Raw genomic sequence first — 23,563 nt, forward strand, 5'->3', positions numbered from 1 at the left:
GGATGGAGACTCCAAAGACATTCAAATCAAGGCTTTTCTTGCGATAAGATCCGTACCGGGCCGATCAGCCCGGACGGCCGCAAGGGCGCATCGGGGCGATAGGTGGGCACGGCGGTCCAGGTGACCGGTCGGGCGCCGGGTTGCGCATCCCCAATCAGGCGGTTGACCCACAGATTGGTCACGCGCACCCTAAGTTCATTGCGCCCCTTTCGCACGAAGGCGCCAATATCCACCCGGTCGCCCGCGAACCACACGGTCCCGGCCAGTCGGCCATTGACCAGCACCTGCGCCACATCGCCATAGCGCCCAAGGTCGATCCGCAACGGCATGCCCGGCCGCTGGCCACGGGGCAGGATGAAGCTGTTGTCATAGGTAATCGTGCCCGAGAAATAGCGCTGCGCTTTGGCGGCACTCTTTTCCAGAGCGACCAAGCGGGGCATCACCACAGGCGCCGGAGCGGCCAGACCGGCAAAGCGGACCCGCCATGGCGTCGCTATGGTGATTGCCCGATGCGCGGCGCCGATGGCCTTGGGCGCGGGTTTAATACCCGGTGCCGCACCGAACACGACAAAGCGGGAATCGTGGGGGGCAAGGTCGAGCGAGACAATAGTGCGCGCGCCATCCGCCCTCGCACCAGCCGCCATGGCGGACCCATCACGCGGGTTCCAAACCTGCGGCGCGGTGGCTGCCCGCAGGGCTACTTCGGCTTTGATGGTCCGATCACTCGGATTGCTGACGAAATAAATATCGCCGTCAGGCAGGATGCGATGGACGAATTGCAGATCCGCGCCCGACGGCGTCAACGCCTGCCAGTCCGGCGTGATGCCCAGCCTTTCCATCGCCGCCTCGATATCGCCGCCCGGCATCACCTGCGGATGGTTCCACAAGGCGTCTGCCTCACGCGCGAAACTGGCCGGATCGTCGCCAAGGCCGGGCGAATGCAGCGGCTTGTCGCCGATCAACGGCACCCCCGCCTCGACCAGTGCCTTGAGGCGGCGCAAAGTGCCAATGGTCATGAACCGGCTGGTGCCGCCCAGCATGATCGCGCGATAGCGCACGCCGCCGGGACTGACCGCCTCACGCTTTCCTTCGGTCGTCCCCTCAACCTTCAAGGCCCCGAGCATCTCGGCGTTGAGGAAGTCATAGCCGTAATGCCGGGGCAGACCCTTGGGAATTGCGGTCGAAAAGGCAGTCGTGACGGGCGTATCCTCGCCGTTGAACAGGGCGATGTCAGCCCCGAACCGGCCCTGCTGCAACAGATAGGAACTGCGCGCGATATAATCGACCCATGGCCGCGCCATCTCGGCCCAGCTTTCATGCCGGTTGAAATATTGCCCGAAAATGCCCAGCGACAGGCCCGGCAGCTTTGTGTCCTCAGGCTGATGAACGCTGGTGTGGATGATGGGCCGGTTGACGCCCGAGGCGAATTCCAGATCAACGACAGGCTTGAGATCGGCAGGCGCAAAGGCCCATGGCGAATAGGCCGAAGTCATCGATTCCGCCGCCACCAGATTTTGCCCATAGAAATGCGCGACCGAGGCGGCCCCGCGCATATCGCCAAGGTAGCTGCCCCGCGGCCCCTTGCCCGACGTCCATGCCCAGAGCGCCGCCATCGGCACATCGGCATGGGACCGCATCGCCATATCATCGCCCAAGACGGGCCGCCCCGCCTCCAGCGCCTCGCCGTAGACCTTGAGGCCATTTTCATGCGCCACGCGGGCCACGGTGCCATAATGCGCCTGTGCCATCAGATCGGCCAGAGTCTGGCGGAAATCATGCAGAAATTGGTCCGATTGGCCGGTCGAACCCACGGGTATTCCGGTCAGGGCGGGCAGGAAGGGCAGCGGATCATAACCGCGCCTCTGGCGGAATTCCTCCATCAGGTGCGGGGTCCAGTTCGAGGCCCCCACCTCGATACTGTCGGTCAGGATCGCGCGGATGCCTTTTGCGCCCATCCATTCCGAGCCAACAGCATCGCGGTAGAGGGCCAGATAGCGGCGCATATAGCGTTCGACCGCCTCGGCATCATATTTGTCCACCTCCAGCCCGGTTGCCTCGGCGGTAGCCGGATGGTTCGACTTGCCGGTCAGCGACCAGCCGAAGCGCATAACCCTCCATTCCTTGCCCGCAGGCGGGGTCCAGTCCAGCGTGCCATCGGGTTTGACCCGACCCGTCAGGTCCACAATATCGTCGGGTGCCACGCCTTGTGCGGCAATGGGCGTGTCGATCGCGGCATAATCGGGCACGGTGGCAAAGCCCGCTTTGGCCTCGGCCTGATGCACGACCGGGCCGGGCAGAAAACGCAATTCGCCGATGCGGACTTTGGTGACAGGTCCGCTCGATGGGAAAAGCGGGGTGATCTCGGCCCCGGCCACGCTGCCCAGGAAATTGTCGGGCGGAGGTGTCGAGGTGGTCGCGATGACCAGACGGAACCGAGCCGCCGTCACCGGGCGGAAAGCCACCGTGCCGGGCACCGCCGAAAGCGCCACATCGCCCAGCTTCTGCCATGCCCCATCAAGCCATGCCTCAATCTGTCCGTGATAACGCGGCGGGGCAAAGGGCGGCTGGGCATCATGGACAAACAGACGCAGGGATTGCAGCGAAACCGGCCGGTCATAGGTGATTTCCAACGCCGCCGTGCCATCGGCGCCCAAAGGCAGGTCCAGCCCGGTCTGCAAATCATCATCGGTAAGGGACCGCGCATCCCCTTCGGCCACATGGGGCACAGGCAAGGCCTCAGCCCGCCACGGCACCGCCAGAACGGCGACCTGTCCCGAGGCTTCCGGCAATTTTCCGTCCTTGCCCGAAGCGAAAGGCTCAGCACTGGGCAGGTTCTGGAACGGTCCGGTGACATGGGGCAGATCGGCCAGCTTGCCATTGAACCTCTGCCCGCCCGGCAGGTTGGTCTGCGACCAGACCAGTTTTTTCATGCCATCCTCGGGCGGCACCCATGGCCCGCCGGTCTCGCTCCATCCCGGTGAGGAGGCGATGGTGAATTCCAGCCCCTTTTGCTCGGCGGCGATCACCGCGTGGCGAAAGGCCTCTTTCCAGTCGGGCTGCATATAGACCAGCCGCTTGTCCACGATTTGCGGCGTGGCCAGATTGGCGTCAAAATTCTGCACCCCGCCGATGCCCATGCGCGCCATCCAGTCGAGATCCCTGTCGATCCCATCGCGCGTGACATTGCCGTTCAGCCAATGCCACCACACACGCGGGCGGGCCGAGGGGGGCGGATTTTGAAACCCCTCGTTCAAGGGCTGGGCCACAGCCGGTCCGGCCAAAGCGCTGGCGGCCAGCAATGCGAAAAGCGGAACGGTTCTGCGCATTGGGCAAACTCCAAAAAAGGCATCCTCCGCAGCCGTCTTGCAAGAGGCTGCGGAGGATCAGGAGAGGAACGTCGTCTGTCAAACCGTCAGAATTTGGCCGACACCGTCCAGACAAAGGAGCGAGCCTGACTGGGCACAACCGGATAGATCGCATTGGGATTGTATTGCGCCGCCGTCAGCCCCTGACGGTTGAGGCTGGCAAGGAAGCCGGTGGCCGACCAAGACATGATGCCGACCTGATTGAACAGGTTGTTCACGTTGAACTGGGCCTTGATGTTCTTGGTGATGTTCCACGATGCGCCCATGTCCACCGTGGTGAAGGCGGGCAGATAGAAGGCATTGGCCGCATTGGCCGCCCGCTTGCCAAGATAGGACACGGTGCCGAAGATCTTCACGTCCGCGACGGGCGCATAATCGAAACCGCCGCGCAGGATGATCTTGGGATTGTTGTCCGCATCCCCGCGCGGGATCAGCGTTTTCACATCGTCCGATCCGTCGCCCTTGGGCCCCTGCGCCCAGTTGTAGAAATTGCTGGCCTTGGGGTCCTGCAAGGTCAGGTTGCCATGCAGGTTGAGGCTGGGCGTGACGCGGGCGGCGGCCGCGATTTCGATACCGAAGGTCTTGATCTGACCCTGAAACGCCGGTTCGACATATTGCTGACCGGTCTGCGGGCCGGAGGTGTAGTTGAACACGGCAGGCACGTTCACGTTCTGGAGCAGGCTGTAGAAGGGGAAGAATTGCAGGTTGAGGCCGCCGCGCGCATATTTGATGCCCAGTTCGACCTGTTGAATCCGCTGGGGCGCGGGGAAAGCGGTGGCGATCTGGCCAGGCGTGTTGATGCTCTGAATGCCGCCGAAATCGGGCGCCTTTTTGCCGTTGGAATAGCGGATATAGGTGGCCAGATTCTCGGTCACGTCATAGTCGATGGCCAGCGAGTAGTTGAAATAATTGTAATCCCGCTTGGTCCGGTAAACCGCCCCCGCGCTGGAAACGCCATTGTCGTAAAGCGTGTAGGGGTTGCCGTCGATCCCGCCCACCGGCGTGCCAAAGCCCATGGGGAACAGGGCAAAGGGGCTGGAAACCCACGACTGGTTGCGGATGTCGTAATTGATCGCCTCCCAGCGGCCCCCCGCTTCCAGCGTCAGCTTGTCAGTCACTTTCCAGCTGTCGCCAAAGAAGATCGAATATTGCTTCTGCGTCCCGTTATAGCTGGTCAGCGCAGGCTGACCCACGCCGCCAAAACCGGCCGGACTGGTGACCAGATAGGGCGTGGTGGAACCATTGGGCGTATAGGTGACGGTCAGCATCTGGGGCTGGGGCGTCATGGTCATCAACCCGATGCCCGGCGCGCCCGAATAATCGGTCGAAAGCTTGGCCAGCCCGATGAACCCGCCCAGCGCAAGGTGATGGTTGCCCACGTCCCCGGTCAGCGTCAGTTGGTCCGAGATCTGGTTCGACCATGATTTCTGCGCATTGCCGAAGCCGACATAGGCGCCGATATTGCCGGGCAGATTGCTGTTCGCGATGATCCCCTGATTGGGCAGATTGTTGGCGGTGACATTGAAATAACCGGGCGCAAAGACGCTGGGCGAACCGCCCGCCTGCATCGAGGCGGCCAGAGTGCCGCTGCCCGCATTGTAATAATTGAGCGTACCGGGCTGGAGGAAAGCCGTGCCCATCAGGATATTAACGATGGGGTCCTGCAGCGACACCACCGAGAGCACCGCGCCCGCGCCCCAGTTCGAGCGGTTGTAGGTGTAGCGCAGCTTGTTATCCAGCTTGAACGTCCCGCCCAGATCCTGCCGCCAGTTGAGGCCCAGTGCGATCGATTCATTCTGCACCAGGTTCGACGGGTTCCAGCAGCCCGTGCCCCCGCCCACCACCGGATAGCAATGACTGCCCGATACCGGTTGCAGGTTCGAGGTCACATTGGAAAAGCCCGGCGCGATCCGCGTGCCGCCAAAGGCCGGCGTGAATTCGTTCCAGGTATTGGCATCGTTCAAATATTTGCCCGTCAGTTGCAGCGAACCGCCCTCGTAATCATAGAGCAGGTTGGCCTTCACCTGACCGCCTTTGTTCAGCGCATAACCGGCATCATGTGTGCCATTGTCGAGCCGCAGGAAACCGCCAATCGAGTAATAGAGATTATCGCGAAGCTGGCCGCCGATATAGGCATCGGCCCGATATTGCGGCAGCTTGCCATTGCCCTGAAGGCCGAATTTCAGATCGACCGCCACGCCCGGGTCGGTCTTGCCGTTCTTCGAGATATAGTTGAAAATCCCCCCCGGCGCATTGGGTCCGGTGATCACCGCCGTGCCGCCGCGCAGGCCCTCAAGCCGCCCCAGATTGATGTCCGAACGCAGATAATAATCCGGCCCGTAATTGCTGGCCGTCAGAAGATCGACCGGCAGCCCGTCTTCCTGCAGCGAAACGTAATAGTATCCGCCCGCGCCATCGAGAGAATTGGCCGAAATCCCGCGCGAGAACACCACATTGCGGATTTCACCCAGCGCCGAATTCACAAAGACGCCCGGCACATTCTTGAGCAGATCGGCCGAGGAAACCGCCACCTGCTGGGCCAGATCCTTGGATGTGACGACATTGATCGAAATGGGCGCCTTTTCCGCCGCCTTGGCCGCGAAAACGCCGGTCACGATGATCTCCTTGGCCTCCTGCGGCGCGGTGGCAGTCTGGGCCAAAGCCCCGCCTGCCCATGCAATATTGCAGGCCAGCGCCGTGGCCGAAAGCAGAAACCATTTCCTCATTTTCAATCCTCCTGAATTTATCGAGCGGAGGAGGAAGTCTTTTAAAAGCCCACGGCATTTCATTCCCAATATTTTGAGAATAAATCAGCCCCTCCACTCTATATCATTCTTGTGATACTTTTTCATCACAGGTCGAAAGCAATCCTCTGCGTACAGAGCTGTCCCACCCGTTGATCGATGCATTAGGACTTGCGCGGAGGGGAAAAGAGGGTCCAAAATCGCATCAGGGACGGCACCCAGAACAAGCAACCCCGCCCCGGAACCTTTCCATGCTGACAAAATCGCTTGAAACCGCGTCGCAAATCCCATCTCATGGCCCGCGCAAGGCCGCCATCCAACTGGTCGCTGAATTTGAAACCGCGCTGCTGGCTCATCATCGCGACGGACGGCCGGTTTTCGGCCCAGAGCGCGATCTGGCGCAGGACTATCAAGCCTCGCCCAAGGCGGTGCGGCAGGCTTTGCGCATTCTGGAATCGCGCTTTCTCGGCTCGGTGCGCCGGGGGGTGCATGGGGGGCTGGCGCTGCGGGTTCCGGCCATTGACGAATCGGCTGAACTGATGGCCATCTATCTCTCGGCCATCGGCGCGGGGCGGGACGAGGTGCTGGCCGCCCGCGACATCCTGATGCCTGAAATGGCGCATCGCCCGGCGGCCTCGCTCGATTTTGCGGGCGACATCCTTGCCGCGCTGGCCCGGACGTTCGACCGGGCCGACAACCATCTGCCTGCCGCAGGCGACACGCGCGCGCTGGTCATCGCGCGGCGCATCGTGGCCGACCTGCAGGCCCGCCCCGTCCCAGCGGGCGGTCGGGCCAGATTGGGCACGCTGGTCGAACTGGAGGAAGCCCATTCCAGCGGGCGGCCGATCATCCTTCAGGCGATCCGCATCCTTGAAGAGCTGGAGATGATCGAGATGGTGCCCGGTCGCGGTGGCGGCATCGCCTTGCGCCAGCCCTCGCCCGGCGCGGTGGTGCGCGCCCTCTATCCGCATTTCGTGCTGCAAAACCTGAACCGGGAAACATCGCGCGACATCATCTGGTCCATCAATCTGGCCACCGCAACCTATGCCGCACAATGGCGAACGAGCGAACAGGCCGACCTGCTGCGCGCCACGCTGGACGAATTGAAGGCCCGCGATTTCGACACCGCCGACCATTCCGGCCAGGTGCTGATCTGGCGGATGCTGGGCGATGTGGCGGGCAACAGGGTGCTGCATATGCTGGCGCGCTGCATTTTTTACTTTCAATTGCAATCCGATGCCGTGGCGCTGGAACGCATCCTCGAACCGCTGCCTGATATGCTGCTCGATTACACATGCCGGCTGGCCGGCGCGGTATGCGATGGCGATACCGCCGCCGCGCGCCGCATGGTTGGCCTGTGCGAGGCGGTCGGGCGCAGTTAATTTCGGACCCTGTTTGCCACGCCCGATTGCCGCAAGAACCACCCCATCCGGTCGGCGGCGCATGGGCGGCACAAGCCTCGCGCGCAACGGCTGTTCTTGCGGGGATCTTGTGATGGCGGTTTTCGATGCGCTCCACCGGCGCGGTTTTCTTCAAACCGGCGCCTTGGCCATGATCGGCGCGCCGGGCCTGTTGCGCGGGGCCGCGCCTGATCGCCCGCTGGTGGAAACCGGGGATGGCCGGTTGCTGGGCATCCACGATCGGGGGGCCAAGGTGTTCCGGGGCATACCCTATGGCGGGCCGGTCTCCGGGCCAGAGCGCCGCTTTCGCGCGCCCGCGCCGCCTTCGCCTTGGACGGGCATTCGCGATGCCTCGGGTTTTGGCGCCCCCTCGCTCCAGCCTCCGGGCCAACCGATGGGGCCGGGCCGTCCCGCCCCTGCCGAGGATTGCCTGTTCCTCAACGTCTGGACTCCCGCGCTTGACGGCAAGCCGCGCCCCGTCATGGTCTATCAGCATGGCGGCGGCTTTGTCGTCGGCTCCGGTTCGACGCCGTGGCAGGATGCGGCAAGGCTGGTGGCGGAAAACGATGTGGTGGTGGTGGAATCCAATCACCGCCTCGGCATCATGGGCTATCTGTATCTGGGCCAATTGCTGGGCGAGGACTATCCCGGCAATCAGGGGCTGATGGATCTGGTGATGGTGCTGCGCTGGGTGGCGCGCAACATTGCCGCATTCGGCGGCGACCCGGGCAATGTCACGATTTTTGGGGAGAGCGGCGGCGGGGGCAAGACGGCCTGCCTTTATGCCATGCCTTCGGCGGCCCCCTATTTTCACAAGGCCTCGATCGAAAGCCCAATCGGCCCCGGCCATATGGACCCGGACGCGGCCAGCGTCGTCACCCGCGAAGTGATGAAGCGTCTGGGGATCAGCGATGCCAAGGCCCTGCTCTCGGTGCCCGCCGAGGCGCTGATCAGAGCGCAGATGGGGGGCGATCCCCAATCGCAACCCGGCACGCGATTGCCCGATCAAACCGCATCCGCGCAGCCCAGCGTCATGTTCTGGCCCTTCATCGACGGCACCATCCTGCCAGAAGAACCCTTTGCGCATTCGGCCCCGGCTATTTCCGCGCATAAACCGCTGATTATCGGCGGGTGCAAGGATGAGGCGGTGTTTTTCAACCGGCTTGATCCGGCATCCTTCCGGCTGGATGAGGCGGGCCTGCGTGCCCGCGTGACCGCCATGGCCGGGCCGCACGCGGGCGAATGGATTGCCGCCTTTCGCTCGTCCCGGCCCCATGCCAGCCCGTCGCAGCTCTATATGGCCATCGCCACCGCCGCGCCGTGGCGTGCCCATGCTATCCATATCGCCGAGGCCAAAGCGTGCCAGAAATCCGCCCCGGCTTATGCCTATCTCCTTGATTACCGAGACCCCACGCCGGTTGAGGGAACCACCTATCCGCAAGGTTCGCCCCATGCATCGGATATTCCGATGAAATTCAACACCGCCCTCGAATTTGGCCCGCGCGATCCCGCCCGCCTGAAAACCGCCCAGAACATGAGCCGAATGTGGGCACAATTTGCCCATACCGGGCGCCCCGGAGCCCAGGGGCAGCCGCTATGGCCGGCCTATACGCTGGAGCGGCGAGAAACGATGATCATTGATGCTCAATGCCGGGTGGCGCGCGACCCCGAAGCGGCAGAACGGCGTTTTATCACGCATCAGTCGGGCGCTGAAGACATTCGTTAAAAGACAATTGGCCCAAGTATAACGCGGCGCTGAAGCGGCGAGGTTCGCAACGAAACGCTGCGCGCGATGAAACGACTGGGCAGGGCCATCTGGACGAAGTGGAGCGGTTACCATCGACGCAGCCTCGTCGAGATCAAGATTCAATGTTTCAAGCTGCTAGGCCAACGCGTCGCGGCGCGCACCTTCGAGCATCACGTAACCGAGCTCCAAGTCCGCACTGCAATCCTCAATAGCTTCTCTCAAATCGGAATGCCAAACACCGTGCGGGTCGCATAATAATTACAAATAATCATAACTTTATGTTCGCAAAGCATTGCGCAACAAAGCCTCCGATTGTCAATCCCGATTCGGCTTAATCACGTCGTCGGCTTGATGCGTCTGTCCGCAGTCACCGCGAGGGTGCTGCATGATAGATGTCCTTAACGAACCGACCGGCCAATCTAGAAACGCACAGTTACCCAAAGGGCTGTCCCCGATAATACGGCCTGACCTTGTTCATACGTCCCGGCGACAGGACCTCGACACCGGGCGCGATGGTCGTCTCGCCCGAAACCCTTGTTCGATCGACCTTTTCATCGCCCCCTGCAATTACGTCAGCCACGACCACTTTTGCCGGGGTACCGCAATTGCCGTTAGGCATGGGCAATCCGGCCATTCTGCATGTATCGCTGGCCCGCAAGGCGGCGCGTTATCTGCCGATTCGCTACTGGCCGCTGCCGGTCGAAATTCCCACCACGCACGAGGTCATCCAGTGCCACCGCGCCCGCGCGCAGGCCTCCGGCCTTGTCTGGCTGATGGAACAGTTTCGCGCATGGTCCGAACGGATCAGCGAAAGCCAGGTTTACGCCATATCCTCCGGCGTCGGGTCGCGCCCCAGAAACAGTCGCGCGATGAGCGATCGCAACCAGACCACGCCCGGATCGTCCTGAACCCGCAAATGCCAGTATTGCTGAATGTTGATCAGCGGCGCTTCAAACGGTGGATCAACCAGCACCAGCGGTGCCATCCGCGCGAACAGCGCCCCCACCGCCTTGGGCACGGTGCTTATCAAATCCGATCCGGCCACCAGCAAGGGTACGCTCATGAAATGGGGCGATTGCAGAGCAACGCGGCGGCGCAGGCCCATCCGCTCCAGTTGCGCCTCGAACAATTCCTGACTGCGCCCGCTTTGCGACACAACAATATGGCCCAGTGCCAGAAAAGCCTGCGCTGTCCATGGCGCGTCCAGCGCCGGATGCCCCGACCGCGCAATGCAGGTGAAGGGATGGTCGAACAGCTTTTGCGTCATGAACGGCCCCTCGCCCAGATCGGGGAAATAGCCCAGCGCCAGATCGACCGCGCCATCACCCATTGCCCGCGACAGTTCGGCAGGGCGCAGCGACCGGCATTCCAGCGTGACATGCGGGGCGCACCGCTCCAGTTTCTGCATCAGGCGCGGCAGGAAGACCAGTTCGCCAATGTCCGAGGTAGATAACACAAACCGGCGCGAGGCCGTGGCCGGATCGAAATCCCGCCCGGCCAGAATCTCATGCTCCACCCCATGCAGCAGGCGCCGCAAGGGTTCGCGCAAAGCCTCGCCCAGCGCGGTGGGCCGCATCCCCGCCCCGTCGCGCACCAAAAGTTGATCGCCCATTGTCCTGCGCAATTTGGCAAGGGCAAAGCTGACATTAGGCTGGCTCATGCCCAGACGGCGCGCGGTGGCATGGACCCCGCTTTCCTCCAGCAAGGCGTCCAGCACCACCAGCAGGTTGAGGTCGAAGCGGCGATAATCCATCGATCATGATCCGTTGTTCTGATTGTGATGATCACATCAAACAGTCTGACGGATTATACCAGAACCTTCTATACAGTCGCCCATAATAAGGGAGAGAATGTATGAGCAAACCCGCCTTTCTGCAGAATGTCTGGTATGTGGCGGGCTGGGCGGACGATCTGGCGCCGGGCGCACGGGTGGCCCGAACATTCCTGAACCGCCCGGTCGTCCTGTGGCGCAGTGAGACAGGCAAGGCCTTTGCCATGGATGACCGCTGCGCCCATCGCGCCATGGCCCTGTCGAGCGGACCGGTGGTGGGCGAGGCGATCCGCTGCCCCTATCACGGCATGGAATTTGGCGGCGACGGGCGCTGCACCCGCATTCCGGCTCAGGACAAGGTGCCCGACATCGCCCGCGTGCGCGCCTATCCTCTGGTCGAGCGTCAGGGGCTCTTGTGGATCTGGATGGGCGATGCGGCCCTGGCCGATCCGGCGCTGATCCCCGATTATCCCGTGCATGAGAATCCCGCTCTGGCCTGGCGCAGTTCCTATTTCCATGTGGGGGGCAATTGGCAATTGCTGGTCGATAATCTGATGGATCTCTCCCACCTGCCCTATATCCATGCCCATACGATCGGGGGCAATCCGGAGCTGCATTTCCGCACGAAAACCCAATCGGAAAAGCGCCCCAATGGCGTGCACGTCAGCCGCCACATGCCCGATTCCGACCCTCCGCCCACCTATGTTGCCGCCGCGGGTTTTACCGGCAAGGTGGACCGATGGCAGGAGATCGAATTCGAACCGGTGATGATCCGCATCCATACGGGTGCCTGCGATGTCGGCACCGGCGCCTATGACGGGCGGCGCGAGCATGGCTTTTCCATGCTGGGCTTCCACGGCATCACTCCGGAAACGGAAACCACCACCCACTACTTCTGGTCGATGGCCACCAATATCCTGACCAACGGCATTCCCGAGGTGGTATTCGAACAGACCGCCCGCACCTTTGCCGAGGATATGGAAGTGCTTGAATTGCAGCAGGCGCGCCTCCTTGCAATGCCCGATCTCCCTCTGATAGACATTGCAAGCGATGTCGGCGGTCGCCACACACGGCAATTCATTGCCCGCTGTTTCGAGAAAGACCAGATGGTTACGGCGAGCGAACAGGACGCCGGAGCGGATCAGGGCGCGCCCTTTATTGAAGATAGAGACCGCGCAGGCGCGTGATATCGCTTTGCGAAAGGCCTAGTTCGTCCTTGAAATAGCCCTCGCCCCGTCGGCATACGCGTCGACCACGCTGAACACCGCACCGATATGCCAACCGGGCGAGCCCGTGTTTAGAACCCATACCCATCGCAATTCCATAAAATGACGGAGAGTTTCGATGCACACCACTGACAACTTCGTCTCGAACATCGCGGCATAGAGCCACTGCGACAGCGGGCCAACCTCCAGACCGATGGCGCCATCTCAAGGTCCAGACATCGCCCGACTGGGCTGGACGCCTATTCTGCCATGATTGACGCTCTTTGCGAGGGTAGCCACGCAGCCCCCCTCACGCCGTGCCTTGCAATCGAGGTCCTAAAGTCGGGCGCTATCCTTTTCAACCGGAACCCTGCCTCAGGCGATCATGTGGTCTAGCGGGCAAACTTATAAACAGCATTGATGGATGCTGCATGTCTAATCGATACAACGATCAATCGGCGTGGCGCTAAACTGACTTGGAACGGTCAACGCATTCACAGCAGCCGGAATCGGCCGGATGGACAAGCAGTGTTTATGGTAAAAGGGGATGGAACTAATGGCGCATGATCTTCTTGTGGATTGCGGGAATTGCCGGCCGCGAATTCCGGTCGCCAAGCGCCGGGGCGAATTGGTAGTAGACCTGCATTGTCATTTAAATGTCGGCGCGGCGGATCAGTATATCCGCGAAGAGGTTCCCGATGCGCCCGATCCGTTGACTTTTGTCTCGGCGGCTTCGCGGGCAACCAATGCCAAATTGTTTGCCGAAATCGGCGCCAAGCTGAACGGAATCAACGAGCGTCTGCTCGATATGGACCGCCTTGGGGTTGATGTGCAGGCCATCAGTCCGTCGCCGGGACAATATTACTATTTTGCTCCGCCCGAGGTGGGGCGTGAGGCCGCCCGGCTGGTCAACGACCGGATGGCACAGGCCGTGGGCGAGCAGCCCGATCGGTTGGTGGGCATGGGCACCGTGCCGCTGCAAAATGTCGAGATGTCGATTGCCGAAATGCGGCGCTGCGTATCGGACCTTGGGCTTCGCGGTATCGAGATCGGCTCGAATGTTGCCGGGCGCGAACTAGCCGATGAAGACCTGCGCCCGTTCTTTGCGGCAGCGGAGGAACTGGGCGTACTGGTGTTTCTGCATCCGCTCGGCTTCACCCATGGCGAGCGGTTGAAGGAATATTATCTCGACAATATCATCGGCAACCCATTGGAATCCAGCATTGCGTTGAGCCACCTGATCTTCTCCGGCGTGCTGGACGCCCATCCCGCGCTCAAACTTTGCGTGGCGCATGGCGGCGGGTTCTTGCCCGGCTATTGGGGGCGGATGGACCATGCATGGCGCGTGCGCCCGGAATGCCGCATCCATGCGCACCGCGCGCCCTCGGAGTATCTGCGCCAAGTCTGGCTCGACACGCTGGTGTTTGACCGCCAGCAGCTTGACGCCCTGATCGAGAGCCATGGTGCCGACCGGCTGTGCATGGGCACCGATTATCCCTTTGATATGGCCGAGCCCGACCCGGTGCAGTTCCACAGCCACCTTGCCCCCGACATTCGCGCCAAAATCCTGGGGCTGAACGCGGCCGCTCTTTTGGGCCTGGACGTGGGCCATCAGGCAAGCACCATTGACGGCATATGCCCATGACTTGTGTTAAAAAGCCCGATGCGATTCGATAAACTTGACCTCAACCTGCTCGTCGCGCTCGATGCGCTGATCAGCGAGCAGAGCGTGACCGAAGCCTCGCGGCGCCTGTATCTCAGCCAACCCGCCGTGACATCGGCGCTCAACCGGCTGCGGCAATATTTTGGCGACGATCTGCTGGTGCTAGAGGGGCGCCAGATGCGCCTGACCTATAAGGCGGAAGAATTGGCCGCCCCTGTGCGTCAGGCGCTGGAACTGATCCGCAGCGAGATTACCCAGCCCGGCCAGTTTGACCCCAAAGAGTCATCGCGCAAATTCGTCATCATTGCCTCGGATTACATTCACACGATCCTGCTGGCCCAAGTGATTGCCCAAGCCGCCCGCGAGGCGCCCAGAGTGATGTTCGAGATCATTCGCCCCAGCACCGATGCCACCGAGCGGTTTGAACGAGCCGAAGCGGATCTGATGCTGACCGTCGAACCCTTCTCTTTGGCCCAGCATCCCAGCGTTCCGCTGTTTCAGGACGAGCATGTGCTGATTTCATGGGCGGGTTCGAGCCATGGCGATGCGATATCGACCGAAGAATTTTTGGCCGCGGGCCATGTGGCGGCATCCTTTGGGCGCGACAGGCGTCAGGCCCTTTCGGAACTCTCGCTTGAAAAATTCCGCGAACAGCGTCGCATCGAATTGATCGTGCCCAGTTTTTCCGCGCTGGCCCAATCAGTTGTGGGAACAGACCGTCTGGCCACCATGCATCGTAAACTGGCCGAGCATTTCGTGCCCTTTTATCCGATCCGCATCCATTCCCTGCCCGTGCCCATCGCGCCCATCCAGCAGGTGATGAACTGGCATCGGCTCCGCAACCGGGATGCGGGAATGCAGTGGTTAAAGAATATGATCGCAGCATGCAGCGCGGACAAATTCGGGCAACCCATAAATGACACCGATGGGTAAGGCCCAGCCTTTCGATTAGACGAATGCGAGCACTGAGGCCAAATGTCTCCCATCGGGAGAACAGATATGGCGATCAAAGGCCTTCATCACATTCATCTTGCTGTTCAGGATTTGTCGGGCGGCATTGCTTTCGCCCAGGATTTCGGGCTTCACATCGTCGATACCATTGGGCCGCGCACCTATCTGCGCGGCCTTGGGCGCCATCCCTACCTTGTCGTGCTTGAACAAGGTACACACTCCGCTTTCACCGGCCTTTCCTTTGAAGTCGAAAGCGCGGCCGATCTCGACAATGCGATTATGAGGCATGGTGCGGGCGCGATCCGTCATCTGGGCGGTCCGGGAGGCGGCGTGGCGGTGGATCTGCGCGATCCCAATGGCTTTACGATTTCGCTGGTCCATGGCGTGGCCGAGCGCACGCCGGACCCGCTGCCCCCCTCGCTTCTGCTCAATCAAGGGTATGACAAGCCGCGCATCGGCAACACGCAGGAAAAGTCGCCGCTCGGCCCGCCGCCGGTCATCCGGCTGGGCCATGTGGGCATCTATGTTCAAGACTGGCAGGCATCCGATGCGTGGTACCGCGATGTTCTGGGCCTGATCCCCAGTGATCTCATCCATGTGGGCGACGAAAACATTAAGGTCGGCGGCTTCTACCGCTTGAATCGCGGCGATGAATTTGTCGATCACCACGTCGTGGGCATGTTCGGCCTGCCCGGCAAGCAGGGGCTGCACCACCTTTCGCTGGAAGTGCCCAATTCCGAAGCACAGTTTATGGCGCACCGCTGGCTGACCCAGCGCCAGCGCAACGAGGTGTGGGGCGTGGGCCGCCACCCGCTCGGCAGCCATGTTTTCGACGTTTGGAAAGACCCCAACGGCTTTCGTTACGAAACCTTCTCAGACACCGATTTGCTGAACGCCACAGCGCCTGCGGGCCTGCACGCCATCCAGCATATGGAAATGGATCTATGGAGTGACCGCGATGTCCAAAACTACTTTGCATGACCTCAAGCCGAAACCGGCCCCCCAGCCCGAAGGCATCCATGAAGCCACGGGCCTGATCAAGGGCAGCTTTGGTATCGGCACCTATCGCGCCCATGGCAAGGTGTTTGCCGGTCTGGTTCAGGCCGACGGCGGAGTCTATGATCTCTCCGCGCATTATGCCGACACGCTGGCCCTGTTTGAGGATTGGGACCGCGCGCTCGATCTGCTGGCCGATATTTCGGCCAAGGATGCCGGGTCCGACCTGCGCTTTGCCGATGTCGAATGCCTGCCCCCCGTCTCGCGCCCCAATATGCTGTGTGCCGGGTCGAATTATCGCCAGCATGTCGCCGAAATGATGACCTATAACAAGTTCAATCAGGACAAGCGCTTGCCAGGCGAGAGCGATGAAAGCTTCTTCCTGCGCAATCTTGAGGAAGTCGACCGCCGCGCCCGCGAAGGCATGCCCTTCTTCTGGACCGGCCTGCACAGTTCGCTGTGCGGCGCAAATGATGAAATTCCGCTGCCTCTGGTAGGCGAGCACCCCGATTGGGAACTGGAATTTGCCGCCGTTGTCGCGCGCACCGGCCGCTATATCCGCCCCGAGGATGCGGGCGATCTGATCGCGGGCTATGTGATGGTCAACGATCTGGGCACTGTGGATGAATTCCGGCGCGCCGATGTCCGCTGGGGCCATGATTGGATCAGCAAGCATCAGCCCAACTTCAAACCCGCCGGGCCCTTCATCGTGCCCAAGCAGTTCGTCGACCGCTCCAAGGTCCAGATCCGTATGAAGCTGAACGGCGAGATCATGCAGGATTGGCCGATCAGCGACATGATCTTCGAGCCTGAACAGATCCTGTCCTATGCCTCGGAGCGTATTCGCCTGATGCCGGGCGACTTCCTGTTGACGGGTTCGCCGCCGGGCAATGGCGCGATGCACAACAACCGCTGGATGCGTCCGGGCGATGTGCTGGAAAGCGAGATCACCTATCTGGGCCGTCAGACCAACAAGGTGGTGGCCGAAGAGACGCAGGGTAAGCCGACCTACGGCCCCTTCATCACGGAATGGGCGGCGTGACCGGCGCCATCCTGCCGGAAGCTGGGCCGACTTTGTCGGCTCAGCAATACACAAAGACTGCCGCGCTGCTTCATTGGAGCATCGCGGTGCTGATCCTGGCCAATCTGGTCATGGGTTTCGTGTGTGGCTGGCTGGAACTTTCCTTTGAAGACACCATCATGAACCTGCACAAGGTCGTCGGCCTGCTGGTTCTGGCACTCAGCCTGCTGCGGTTGGTGTGGCGCTTGGCCCATCGTCCGCCCGCACTGGCCTATGGCGGCGCATTGCAGCGCAAGGCGGCCGGGGCGGTTCATTTCGCGCTCTATGCCTTGATGATGGCGCTGCCGAGTTCGGGATGGCTGATAACATCCAGCTTTCCCAAACGGCATCCCATCAGCGTTGGCCTGTTTGACCTGCCTTTCCTGCCCGTCAGCGCCAGCCTGCCGCGCGCAATCCTGGCCCATGGCGTGCATGAGGTACTCTCGCTGGCCATGTTGGCTTTGGTTTTGGGCCATATTCTGGCCGCGCTTCACCATCATTTCGTCCTGCGCGACGGCTTGATCGCCCGGCTGCGGGTGGGGAATGGGCGATGAGCCCGCCACCCCATTCACACGGCTTATAGGTGAGGCGAGTACTATCGATTTGACCAAAATAGCATCGGCCGATGAAGAATACGTGAAAACACGATGCAAAGTCATCGGCACAAAAACGCTGGGAGGGATCAATGAAAGCATTACTTCTGGGATCGACCGGTCTGGTCTGCGCCTTGTCGCTTGGCACGCCCGCCATGGCCCAAGAAAGCACGCCGATCGCCAAGACCGCCGGCGCCAAGGACGGACTGGCAGAAATCGTCGTGACGGCGCAACACCGCTCGGAATCCTCGCAAAGGGCGGCGGTCCCGCTCGACGTGGTCTCCTCCACCAAACTGCTTAACGCGGGCGTAACCTCCAGCACCGCGCTCAATGCGGCGGTGCCCTCGCTCTATATCAGCCGGGGCGGCGGGGCCAACACCAGCTATTTCATCCGCGGCGTCGGCAATTTCACCAACAATGGCTATACCGATCCGGCCATCGCCTTCAATGTGGACGGCGTCTATTACGGCCGCCCCGGATCGACCATCGGCGCGTTTTACGATCTCGACCGCATCGAGGTTTTGAAGGGTCCGCAGGGCACGCTCTATGGCCGCAACGCCACCGGCGGGGCGATCAACGTGCTGACGGCCAAGCCGATTTTGGGCAAATGGGCCGGGCGAGTGGCGCTAAGCTATGGCAATTACAACGCCATTGACGGCGAAGCCTTCATCAACGCCCCACTGGGCGAGAATGCAGCCCTACGCATCAGCGGCAAGGTGCTCGACCGCGACGGCTATTACAGCGACGGCACCTCGGATGAAAAAGGCCATGCTGTACGCGCGCAGTTCCTGGCCAATCTGTCCAGCAATCTGACGGTGCGGATCATCGGCGATTATTCGCATATCGGCGGCAAGGGGCCGGGCGCGACGTTTACCCACACCATCAAGGCCACGCCAGGAACCGCCGCTACCGCCACATCGCCCGCCAATTACACGATCACGCCCACCGGGCTCGACCCGCGCTCGGGCCTGCTCTCGCCCAGCAATGCGGCGTTCTTCTCGAACGTGTTCATCGGCGGCCCCGGCATCAACCCCGCCCCGCTCAACACCCCGTTCGTCAACAATGACTATTACGGCTTCAGCGGCGAGCTGACCTGGCGCACCAGTCTTGGCGACGTGACCATTCTCCCCGCCTATCGCAATGCGCGGGTGCGCAGCCTGTTTAACGGTCCCGCCTTCCGCGGCGGTCTTTCCCATGAAGATTCCAACCAGTTCACGCTGGAGGCGCGCATCGCGGGCAAGCGGATCGGGCCGGTCGATTGGCAGATCGGCGGCTTCTATTTCGACGAACACGTCAACGGTTCGCAGGTGTTCAGCCAGTATACCGTCAACTCGTTCCAGATCTTTCAGGCCCATAACAAGTCGAGCGCCGCCTATGGTCGACTGACCCTGCATGCCAGCGACCGGCTGCGTCTGGTGGGGGGCATCCGCTTCACCAATGACGACAAGACTTTTGCAGGCGACGGCAAGAATCTGATCGAAACCTGCTCGACACAGCCTTCGACCACCTGCCTTGGCGGCCCCTCGGTTCCCGTGGCGCTGACCTATGTCGATCTGTCGCGGATGATCACAGTGCCCACCTTGCCCGGCCCGGCCAACGGGGTGGCGTTTGGCGCCACGGGCAATCGGCTTTTCTATACGCCGGTGATCAACAACCAGAAGCTGAACCGCAACCGCACCACATGGCGCGGCGCGGTGGAATTTGATGTCGCCCCTCGCTCGCTGCTTTATGCCAGCTATGAAACCGGCTTCCGCTCGGGCGGCTTCAACTTTGCGCTGGGCCGCGAGACCTATGACCCGGAATATATCACGGCATGGACGCTGGGGATGAAGAACCGCCTGTTCGACAACCGGCTGCAGCTCAACCTCGAACTGTTCCGCTGGAATTACACCAACCAGCAGGTGGCCCATTTTGGCCTCGATTCCACCGGCGGCAATTCGTTCTTTACCGAGAATATCGGCAGGTCCCGCATTCAGGGCATCGATCTCGACCTTCAGTTCAAGGCCGCGGAAAACACGCTGCTGCGCGGGTCGGTACAGCTGCTCGACAACAAGCTGACCAGCTTTATCTACAACACCCAGCGCAACAGCACCAACAACGCGCTGCCCCCGGTGGTGGGCTGCGCCACTTCGGCGGGCGCCGCGCCGATCCCCGGATCGACCACCGGCGCCACCAGCCCGGTTTGGGTCGTGGACTGTTCGGGTAAGCCGGGGTTTAATTCGCCCAAGCTGGCCTTTAACGCCGGGGTGGAGCAAACCTTCCCGATCGGCGACTATGATCTGGTTGCCACGGTCGATGGCCGCTATCGCTCGAACCGCGTCACGTCCTTTGAATATCTGGCCTTTGAAAATTCGGGGGCAGACTTCACGGCGGACGCCTCGCTGCGCCTTGCCCCGCGCGAAGGCAAGTGGTCGATCACCGCCTATATGCAGAACATCGGCAACCGCCTGATCCCCACCCTGTCGCAATTCGCAGGAACGACCGGCAATGTCGTCGTCACCAGCTATGGCGCGCCGCGCACCTATGGCGTGAGGGCAAGTTACGCGTTCTGAGCAAGAAACAGATGACGGCCCGGCGCAGGCAAAGCTGTCGGGCCGTCGATTTATGCATAAACGGGCGGAGGTTTGGCCGAGTGAACGTGGTGGTAACAGGAGCAGGCGGTTTGTCGGTAGGGCGCTGCTCCCGCTTCTCGCCCCGGAACATGAGGTTGTCGCCATCGACACAAGGCTTAGCGGGCGCGCGGGCATAGAGGGCGATCTGCGCGATCCCCTGGTGCTGCAAAAGGTGTTTGGAGATGGTTGCGATGCGCTTATACATCTTTCCACCATTCCGGGCGGCAGGGCGGAACAGGACCCTGATCTGGCCTGGCGCGTCAATGTCGATGCCACGATGGCGTTGATCCATGCGGCGGCCGAGGCAGGCCGCTGTCCCCGCATCATCTTTGCCAGCAGCATTGCGGTGCTGGGCGCCGCTGCGACATGTCGCAAACGACGATAGGTGCTTTCGTCTATCCCTTCCCGCAAGGCAGGATTGTCCGCCGCGCCCAGCACCACGAAACGATCCACGAACAGGCTTTGGCGCGGATGGCGGGGTGAGGCGGCCGTAGCGGGCAGAAGCACAAAGTCGGTCTCGCTGCGCGCCAGTGACAGGTCCGGATCATCGGACAGGGGCAGGATGTGAAAGGTAAGGCCCGGCGCGATCTCCGCCAGTTCGGCCAGCCCGGCGGCCAGGAACCCGGTCACCGCATAATCTGACGCCATGATGCGGATCTCGCGCACGCAGGCATGGGGGGCAAAAGGCGCGGGCATGATCAGCGTGTCGCGGATCCGGTCCAGCACATCGCGCACCGAGCGGATCAGCCCCCTGCCCCGCTCGGTCAGCACCATGACGCGCCCCTGATTCACCAAAAGACGGTCATCGAAATAATCGCGCAGGCGAGCAAGGGCGCTCGATGTGGCCGATTGCGACAAGTGAAGGCGGTTGGCCGCCACCGTCACACTGCGTTCGGACAGCAGGACATCGAGCGCCACCAGCAGATTGAGATCAAGCCGGTCGAGCCGCATGGCGCCGCGATCAGGCCGGGTTACGACCGATGAAGAATTCGCGCAGCGGGTCCATGCTGGGCGAGAGACCCGCATCGATGAGCCCCTTACGCAGCGCGATCATCTGGGGATCATGGATGCGCTGGGTAGGCATGCGCAACGGACCGCCGTTATAGCCCTGCAACCAGCCCTGAAACTTCCAAGCCTGGCGGTTGATGAAATGGCCGCCGTGCATTTGCTGGGCCAGCGCGCCCTTAATCTTGCGGGCGGGGTGCAATTGCCAATAGATCTGCGTCGCCTCGTCGAATTTCCCTTCGCGCAGCAGGTTGAACACGCGCGGGATCATCGGCCCGTAATATTCATGGTCGCTGGTGGCCGACAACTGGATCGGCATGATTTGCGAAAGCGGGATCAACTCACCCTCGATCGGCATGGAAATCACCACTTCCTTGCCAAACAGGCGATCGCATTCGATCACCGACTGGATCGAGGGGAAGCCCCCCTCGGCCTTGATCGCCACGATGTTGGGGCAATCATCGAGCAGACGGCGGATCAGCGCGGCGGGAATGTCGGAGGGGTGGATGCGGCTGGAAAAGCCCCACAGGAACATGGGAAACAGCATGACCGCCAGATCGGTCGCGTCGCACATGGCCTTGGTGTAATCGTAAATGTCCTGCTCGCTTTCAGGATAGAAGTTGGGGGGGTAGCTGAGCAGCACAAATTCGGCACCTGCCGCCTCGGCCCCTTTTACCGCCTCGATATTCTGGGCCAGATTGTTCCAGCTGGCATGGTGGGTGACGATCAGGCGCTCGCCCGCTTCATCCTTGATGATGCGCAGGAAATCGAGATATTCGGGCAAGGTGATCGACACTTCCGACACGCCCAGCGTACCCAAGAAACCATGTTCGATGGCAAGGCGCGTGTCATGGCGGATCGCCTTTTCGTTGATCGCACTCAGATCGTCGGTGAAGGAGGGAATGGTGCAGTTCACCACACCGACCAGCTTTTCACGCGCCCAGTCGCGGGCGTTGGATCGATTATAAGGCAACATTACAAATTCCCTCCATTGGCGCGGGCGCCGTCCCACGCGAGATATTTGATTTCGAGATAGTCCTCGATTCCATAGACCGATCCTTCGCGGCCCAGTCCGGATTGCTTGACCCCGCCAAAGGGGGCGACCTCGTTGGAAATCGCGCCGGTGTTGATGCCCACCATCCCGCTTTCCAGCGCGGCGGCCACGCGCCAGATCCGCGCCGCGTCCTGTGCAAAGACATAGGCGGCAAGGCCGAAGGGCGTGTCATTGGCCATGGCGATGGCCTCTTCCTCGGCGGCGAAACGGATCAGCGGGGCAACCGGGCCGAACGTCTCTTCGCGGCAGATCAGCATGTCGGGGGTAACGCCGGTCAACACCGTGGGTTGAAAAAACAGGCCGCCGCGCGGGTGGCGTGCGCCGCCCTGGACCACCTGCGCGCCGCGGGCGGCGGCATCGGCAATATGCGCCTCCACCTTGGCCAGCGCGTCATCATCAATCAACGGCCCCTGCTGCGCGCCATCCTCAAACCCGTCGCCCACGCGCAGAGCGCCCACCTTTCGCGCCAGCGCGGCGGCAAAGGCATCATACACGCCCTCCTGCACATACACGCGGTTGGCGCTGATGCAGGCTTGGCCGGTGTTGCGGTATTTGGTCGCGATGAGGCCAGCCACCGCCTGATCCACATCGGCATCGTCAAAGACGAGGAAAGGCGCGTTGCCACCCAGCTCCATCGACAGTTTCTTGATCGTGGGCGCCGATTGGGCGATCAGGATGCGCCCCACCTCGGTCGATCCGGTAAAGGTGATCTTGCGCACCCGCGGATCGCCGGTCAGCACGCCGCCAAGCTCGCGCGCGTCGCCAAGAATGATGTTGAACACGCCCGCCGGCACCCCCGCCCGCATCGCCAGTTCGCCCAGCGCCAGCGCGGTCAGCGGCGTCTGCTCGGCGGGCTTGACCACCATGGTGCAGCCGGCGGCCAAGGCGGGCGCGGCCTTGCGCGTGATCATCGCGGCGGGGAAATTCCACGGCGTGATCGCGGCGCAAACGCCCACCGGTTCCTTCAGCGTCACGATCCGCCGCCCCGCCTCTGGTGCTTCCATCACGTCGCCGCGAATGCGCTTGGCCTCCTCGGCAAACCATTCGACAAAGGAGGCCGCATAGGCCACCTCGCCCCGCGCCTCGGTGATCGGCTTGCCCTCCTCCATCACGATCAGCCGCGCCAGGTCCTCGCCATGGTCCACGATCAGGTCGAACCAGCGGCGCAAGATGATCGAGCGCTGCTTGGCAGGCCGCGCCGCCCATGGGGCAAAGGCGCGGTGGGCCGCGGCAATGGCCGCGTCTGCCTGCTCCGCGCCACCTTGGGCGATATGCGCCAGAACCGCGCCCGTGGAGGGGTTATGCAACGGGCGCGACGGCAAGGCCGCGTCCTCCCTCCATTCACCATCAATCAGCGCGCAGGTGCGCCACAGGCCCTTGTCTGCCAGATCCATCAT

General features: G+C 61.9%; 17 protein-coding genes and 2 pseudogenes. 13 read left to right on the forward strand and 6 right to left on the reverse strand.

What is annotated here, in order from left to right:
- Positions 1 to 26: 26 nt before the first annotated feature.
- Both PQ457_RS19480 and PQ457_RS19485 read right to left on the reverse strand, forming a co-directional pair.
- On the reverse strand, positions 27 to 3,326 hold the full coding sequence (locus PQ457_RS19480; RefSeq protein WP_273619468.1) for a glycosyl hydrolase: 3,300 nt from the start codon (positions 3,324 to 3,326) through the stop codon (positions 27 to 29).
- 86 nt (positions 3,327 to 3,412) lie between these two features.
- Entirely contained in the window at positions 3,413 to 6,091 is a 2,679-nt protein-coding gene (locus PQ457_RS19485; RefSeq protein WP_273619469.1) for a TonB-dependent receptor domain-containing protein, read from the reverse strand.
- A gap of 269 nt (positions 6,092 to 6,360) precedes the next feature.
- Here PQ457_RS19485 and PQ457_RS19490 point away from each other — a divergent pair, with 269 nt between their 5' ends.
- The 4 genes and pseudogenes from PQ457_RS19490 to PQ457_RS19505 all read left to right on the forward strand — a co-directional run bounded on the left by PQ457_RS19490 (position 6,361) and on the right by PQ457_RS19505 (position 10,164).
- Positions 6,361 to 7,491, forward strand: a complete 1,131-nt coding sequence (locus PQ457_RS19490; protein ID WP_273619470.1) for a hypothetical protein — start codon at positions 6,361 to 6,363, stop codon at positions 7,489 to 7,491.
- Between the two features lie 112 nt (positions 7,492 to 7,603).
- Complete coding sequence (locus tag PQ457_RS19495; protein WP_273619471.1) at positions 7,604 to 9,235, forward strand: carboxylesterase/lipase family protein; 1,632 nt, start codon at positions 7,604 to 7,606, stop codon at positions 9,233 to 9,235.
- 45 nt (positions 9,236 to 9,280) lie between these two features.
- Positions 9,281 to 9,511 (forward strand): annotated as a pseudogene (locus PQ457_RS19500) (IS5/IS1182 family transposase); the annotation flags it as partial.
- Positions 9,512 to 9,873: 362 nt separating this feature from the next.
- The gene (locus PQ457_RS19505) at positions 9,874 to 10,164 is read left to right on the forward strand and encodes a type 2 periplasmic-binding domain-containing protein (protein WP_273619472.1); all 291 of its coding nucleotides are present in this window, start codon (positions 9,874 to 9,876) and stop codon (positions 10,162 to 10,164) included.
- Here PQ457_RS19505 and PQ457_RS19510 read toward each other — a convergent pair.
- The gene (locus tag PQ457_RS19510; protein ID WP_273619473.1) at positions 10,077 to 11,009 is read right to left on the reverse strand and encodes a LysR family transcriptional regulator; all 933 of its coding nucleotides are present in this window, start codon (positions 11,007 to 11,009) and stop codon (positions 10,077 to 10,079) included. The genes PQ457_RS19505 and PQ457_RS19510 overlap by 88 nt on opposite strands.
- Positions 11,010 to 11,110: 101 nt before the next feature.
- On the opposite strand from PQ457_RS19510, the gene PQ457_RS19515 reads away from it, so the two are divergent.
- The 9 genes from PQ457_RS19515 to PQ457_RS19550 all read left to right on the forward strand — a co-directional run bounded on the left by PQ457_RS19515 (position 11,111) and on the right by PQ457_RS19550 (position 20,894).
- Positions 11,111 to 12,214, forward strand: coding sequence for an aromatic ring-hydroxylating dioxygenase subunit alpha (locus PQ457_RS19515; protein WP_273619474.1), 1,104 nt, complete (start codon positions 11,111 to 11,113; stop codon positions 12,212 to 12,214).
- 646 nt (positions 12,215 to 12,860) lie between these two features.
- Positions 12,861 to 13,877, forward strand: coding sequence for an amidohydrolase family protein (locus tag PQ457_RS19520; protein ID WP_273619475.1), 1,017 nt, complete (start codon positions 12,861 to 12,863; stop codon positions 13,875 to 13,877).
- 18 nt (positions 13,878 to 13,895) lie between these two features.
- A complete protein-coding gene (locus PQ457_RS19525) occupies positions 13,896 to 14,828 on the forward strand; it encodes a LysR family transcriptional regulator (protein ID WP_273619476.1) in 933 nt (310 codons plus the stop codon).
- 66 nt (positions 14,829 to 14,894) lie between these two features.
- Positions 14,895 to 15,827 carry a VOC family protein gene (locus PQ457_RS19530; protein ID WP_273619477.1) on the forward strand — a complete coding sequence of 311 codons (933 nt, stop codon included), beginning with the start codon at positions 14,895 to 14,897 and terminating at the stop codon, positions 15,825 to 15,827.
- A complete protein-coding gene (locus tag PQ457_RS19535; protein WP_273619478.1) occupies positions 15,805 to 16,884 on the forward strand; it encodes a fumarylacetoacetate hydrolase family protein in 1,080 nt (359 codons plus the stop codon). Before PQ457_RS19530 ends, PQ457_RS19535 begins: the two co-directional genes overlap by 23 nt.
- Positions 16,881 to 17,456: a cytochrome b gene (locus tag PQ457_RS19540; protein WP_273619479.1), complete on the forward strand. Its 576-nt coding sequence runs from the start codon at positions 16,881 to 16,883 to the stop codon at positions 17,454 to 17,456. Before PQ457_RS19535 ends, PQ457_RS19540 begins: the two co-directional genes overlap by 4 nt.
- A 131-nt stretch (positions 17,457 to 17,587) precedes the next feature.
- A complete protein-coding gene (locus PQ457_RS19545) occupies positions 17,588 to 20,047 on the forward strand; it encodes a TonB-dependent receptor (RefSeq protein WP_273619480.1) in 2,460 nt (819 codons plus the stop codon).
- Positions 20,048 to 20,099: 52 nt separating this feature from the next.
- Entirely contained in the window at positions 20,100 to 20,492 is a 393-nt protein-coding gene (locus PQ457_RS22250) for an NAD-dependent epimerase/dehydratase family protein (RefSeq protein WP_420540994.1), read from the forward strand.
- A 261-nt stretch (positions 20,493 to 20,753) separates the two neighbouring features.
- Positions 20,754 to 20,894 carry a hypothetical protein gene (locus PQ457_RS19550; RefSeq protein WP_273619481.1) on the forward strand — a complete coding sequence of 47 codons (141 nt, stop codon included), beginning with the start codon at positions 20,754 to 20,756 and terminating at the stop codon, positions 20,892 to 20,894.
- Between the two features lie 23 nt (positions 20,895 to 20,917).
- Here the strand turns inward: PQ457_RS19550 and PQ457_RS19555 are convergent.
- From PQ457_RS19555 to PQ457_RS19565, 3 genes and pseudogenes are all read right to left on the reverse strand, one after another.
- A pseudogene (locus PQ457_RS19555) lies at positions 20,918 to 21,133 on the reverse strand (LysR family transcriptional regulator); the annotation flags it as partial.
- Positions 21,069 to 22,088 carry a dihydrodipicolinate synthase family protein gene (locus PQ457_RS19560; RefSeq protein WP_273619482.1) on the reverse strand — a complete coding sequence of 340 codons (1,020 nt, stop codon included), beginning with the start codon at positions 22,086 to 22,088 and terminating at the stop codon, positions 21,069 to 21,071. The gene PQ457_RS19560 and the pseudogene PQ457_RS19555, both read right to left, overlap by 65 nt.
- Positions 22,088 to 23,563 carry an NAD-dependent succinate-semialdehyde dehydrogenase gene (locus PQ457_RS19565; protein WP_273619483.1) on the reverse strand — a complete coding sequence of 492 codons (1,476 nt, stop codon included), beginning with the start codon at positions 23,561 to 23,563 and terminating at the stop codon, positions 22,088 to 22,090. Before PQ457_RS19565 ends, PQ457_RS19560 begins: the two co-directional genes overlap by 1 nt.

Source organism: Novosphingobium humi (assembly GCF_028607105.1).
Lineage (GTDB): Bacteria > Pseudomonadota > Alphaproteobacteria > Sphingomonadales > Sphingomonadaceae > Novosphingobium > Novosphingobium humi.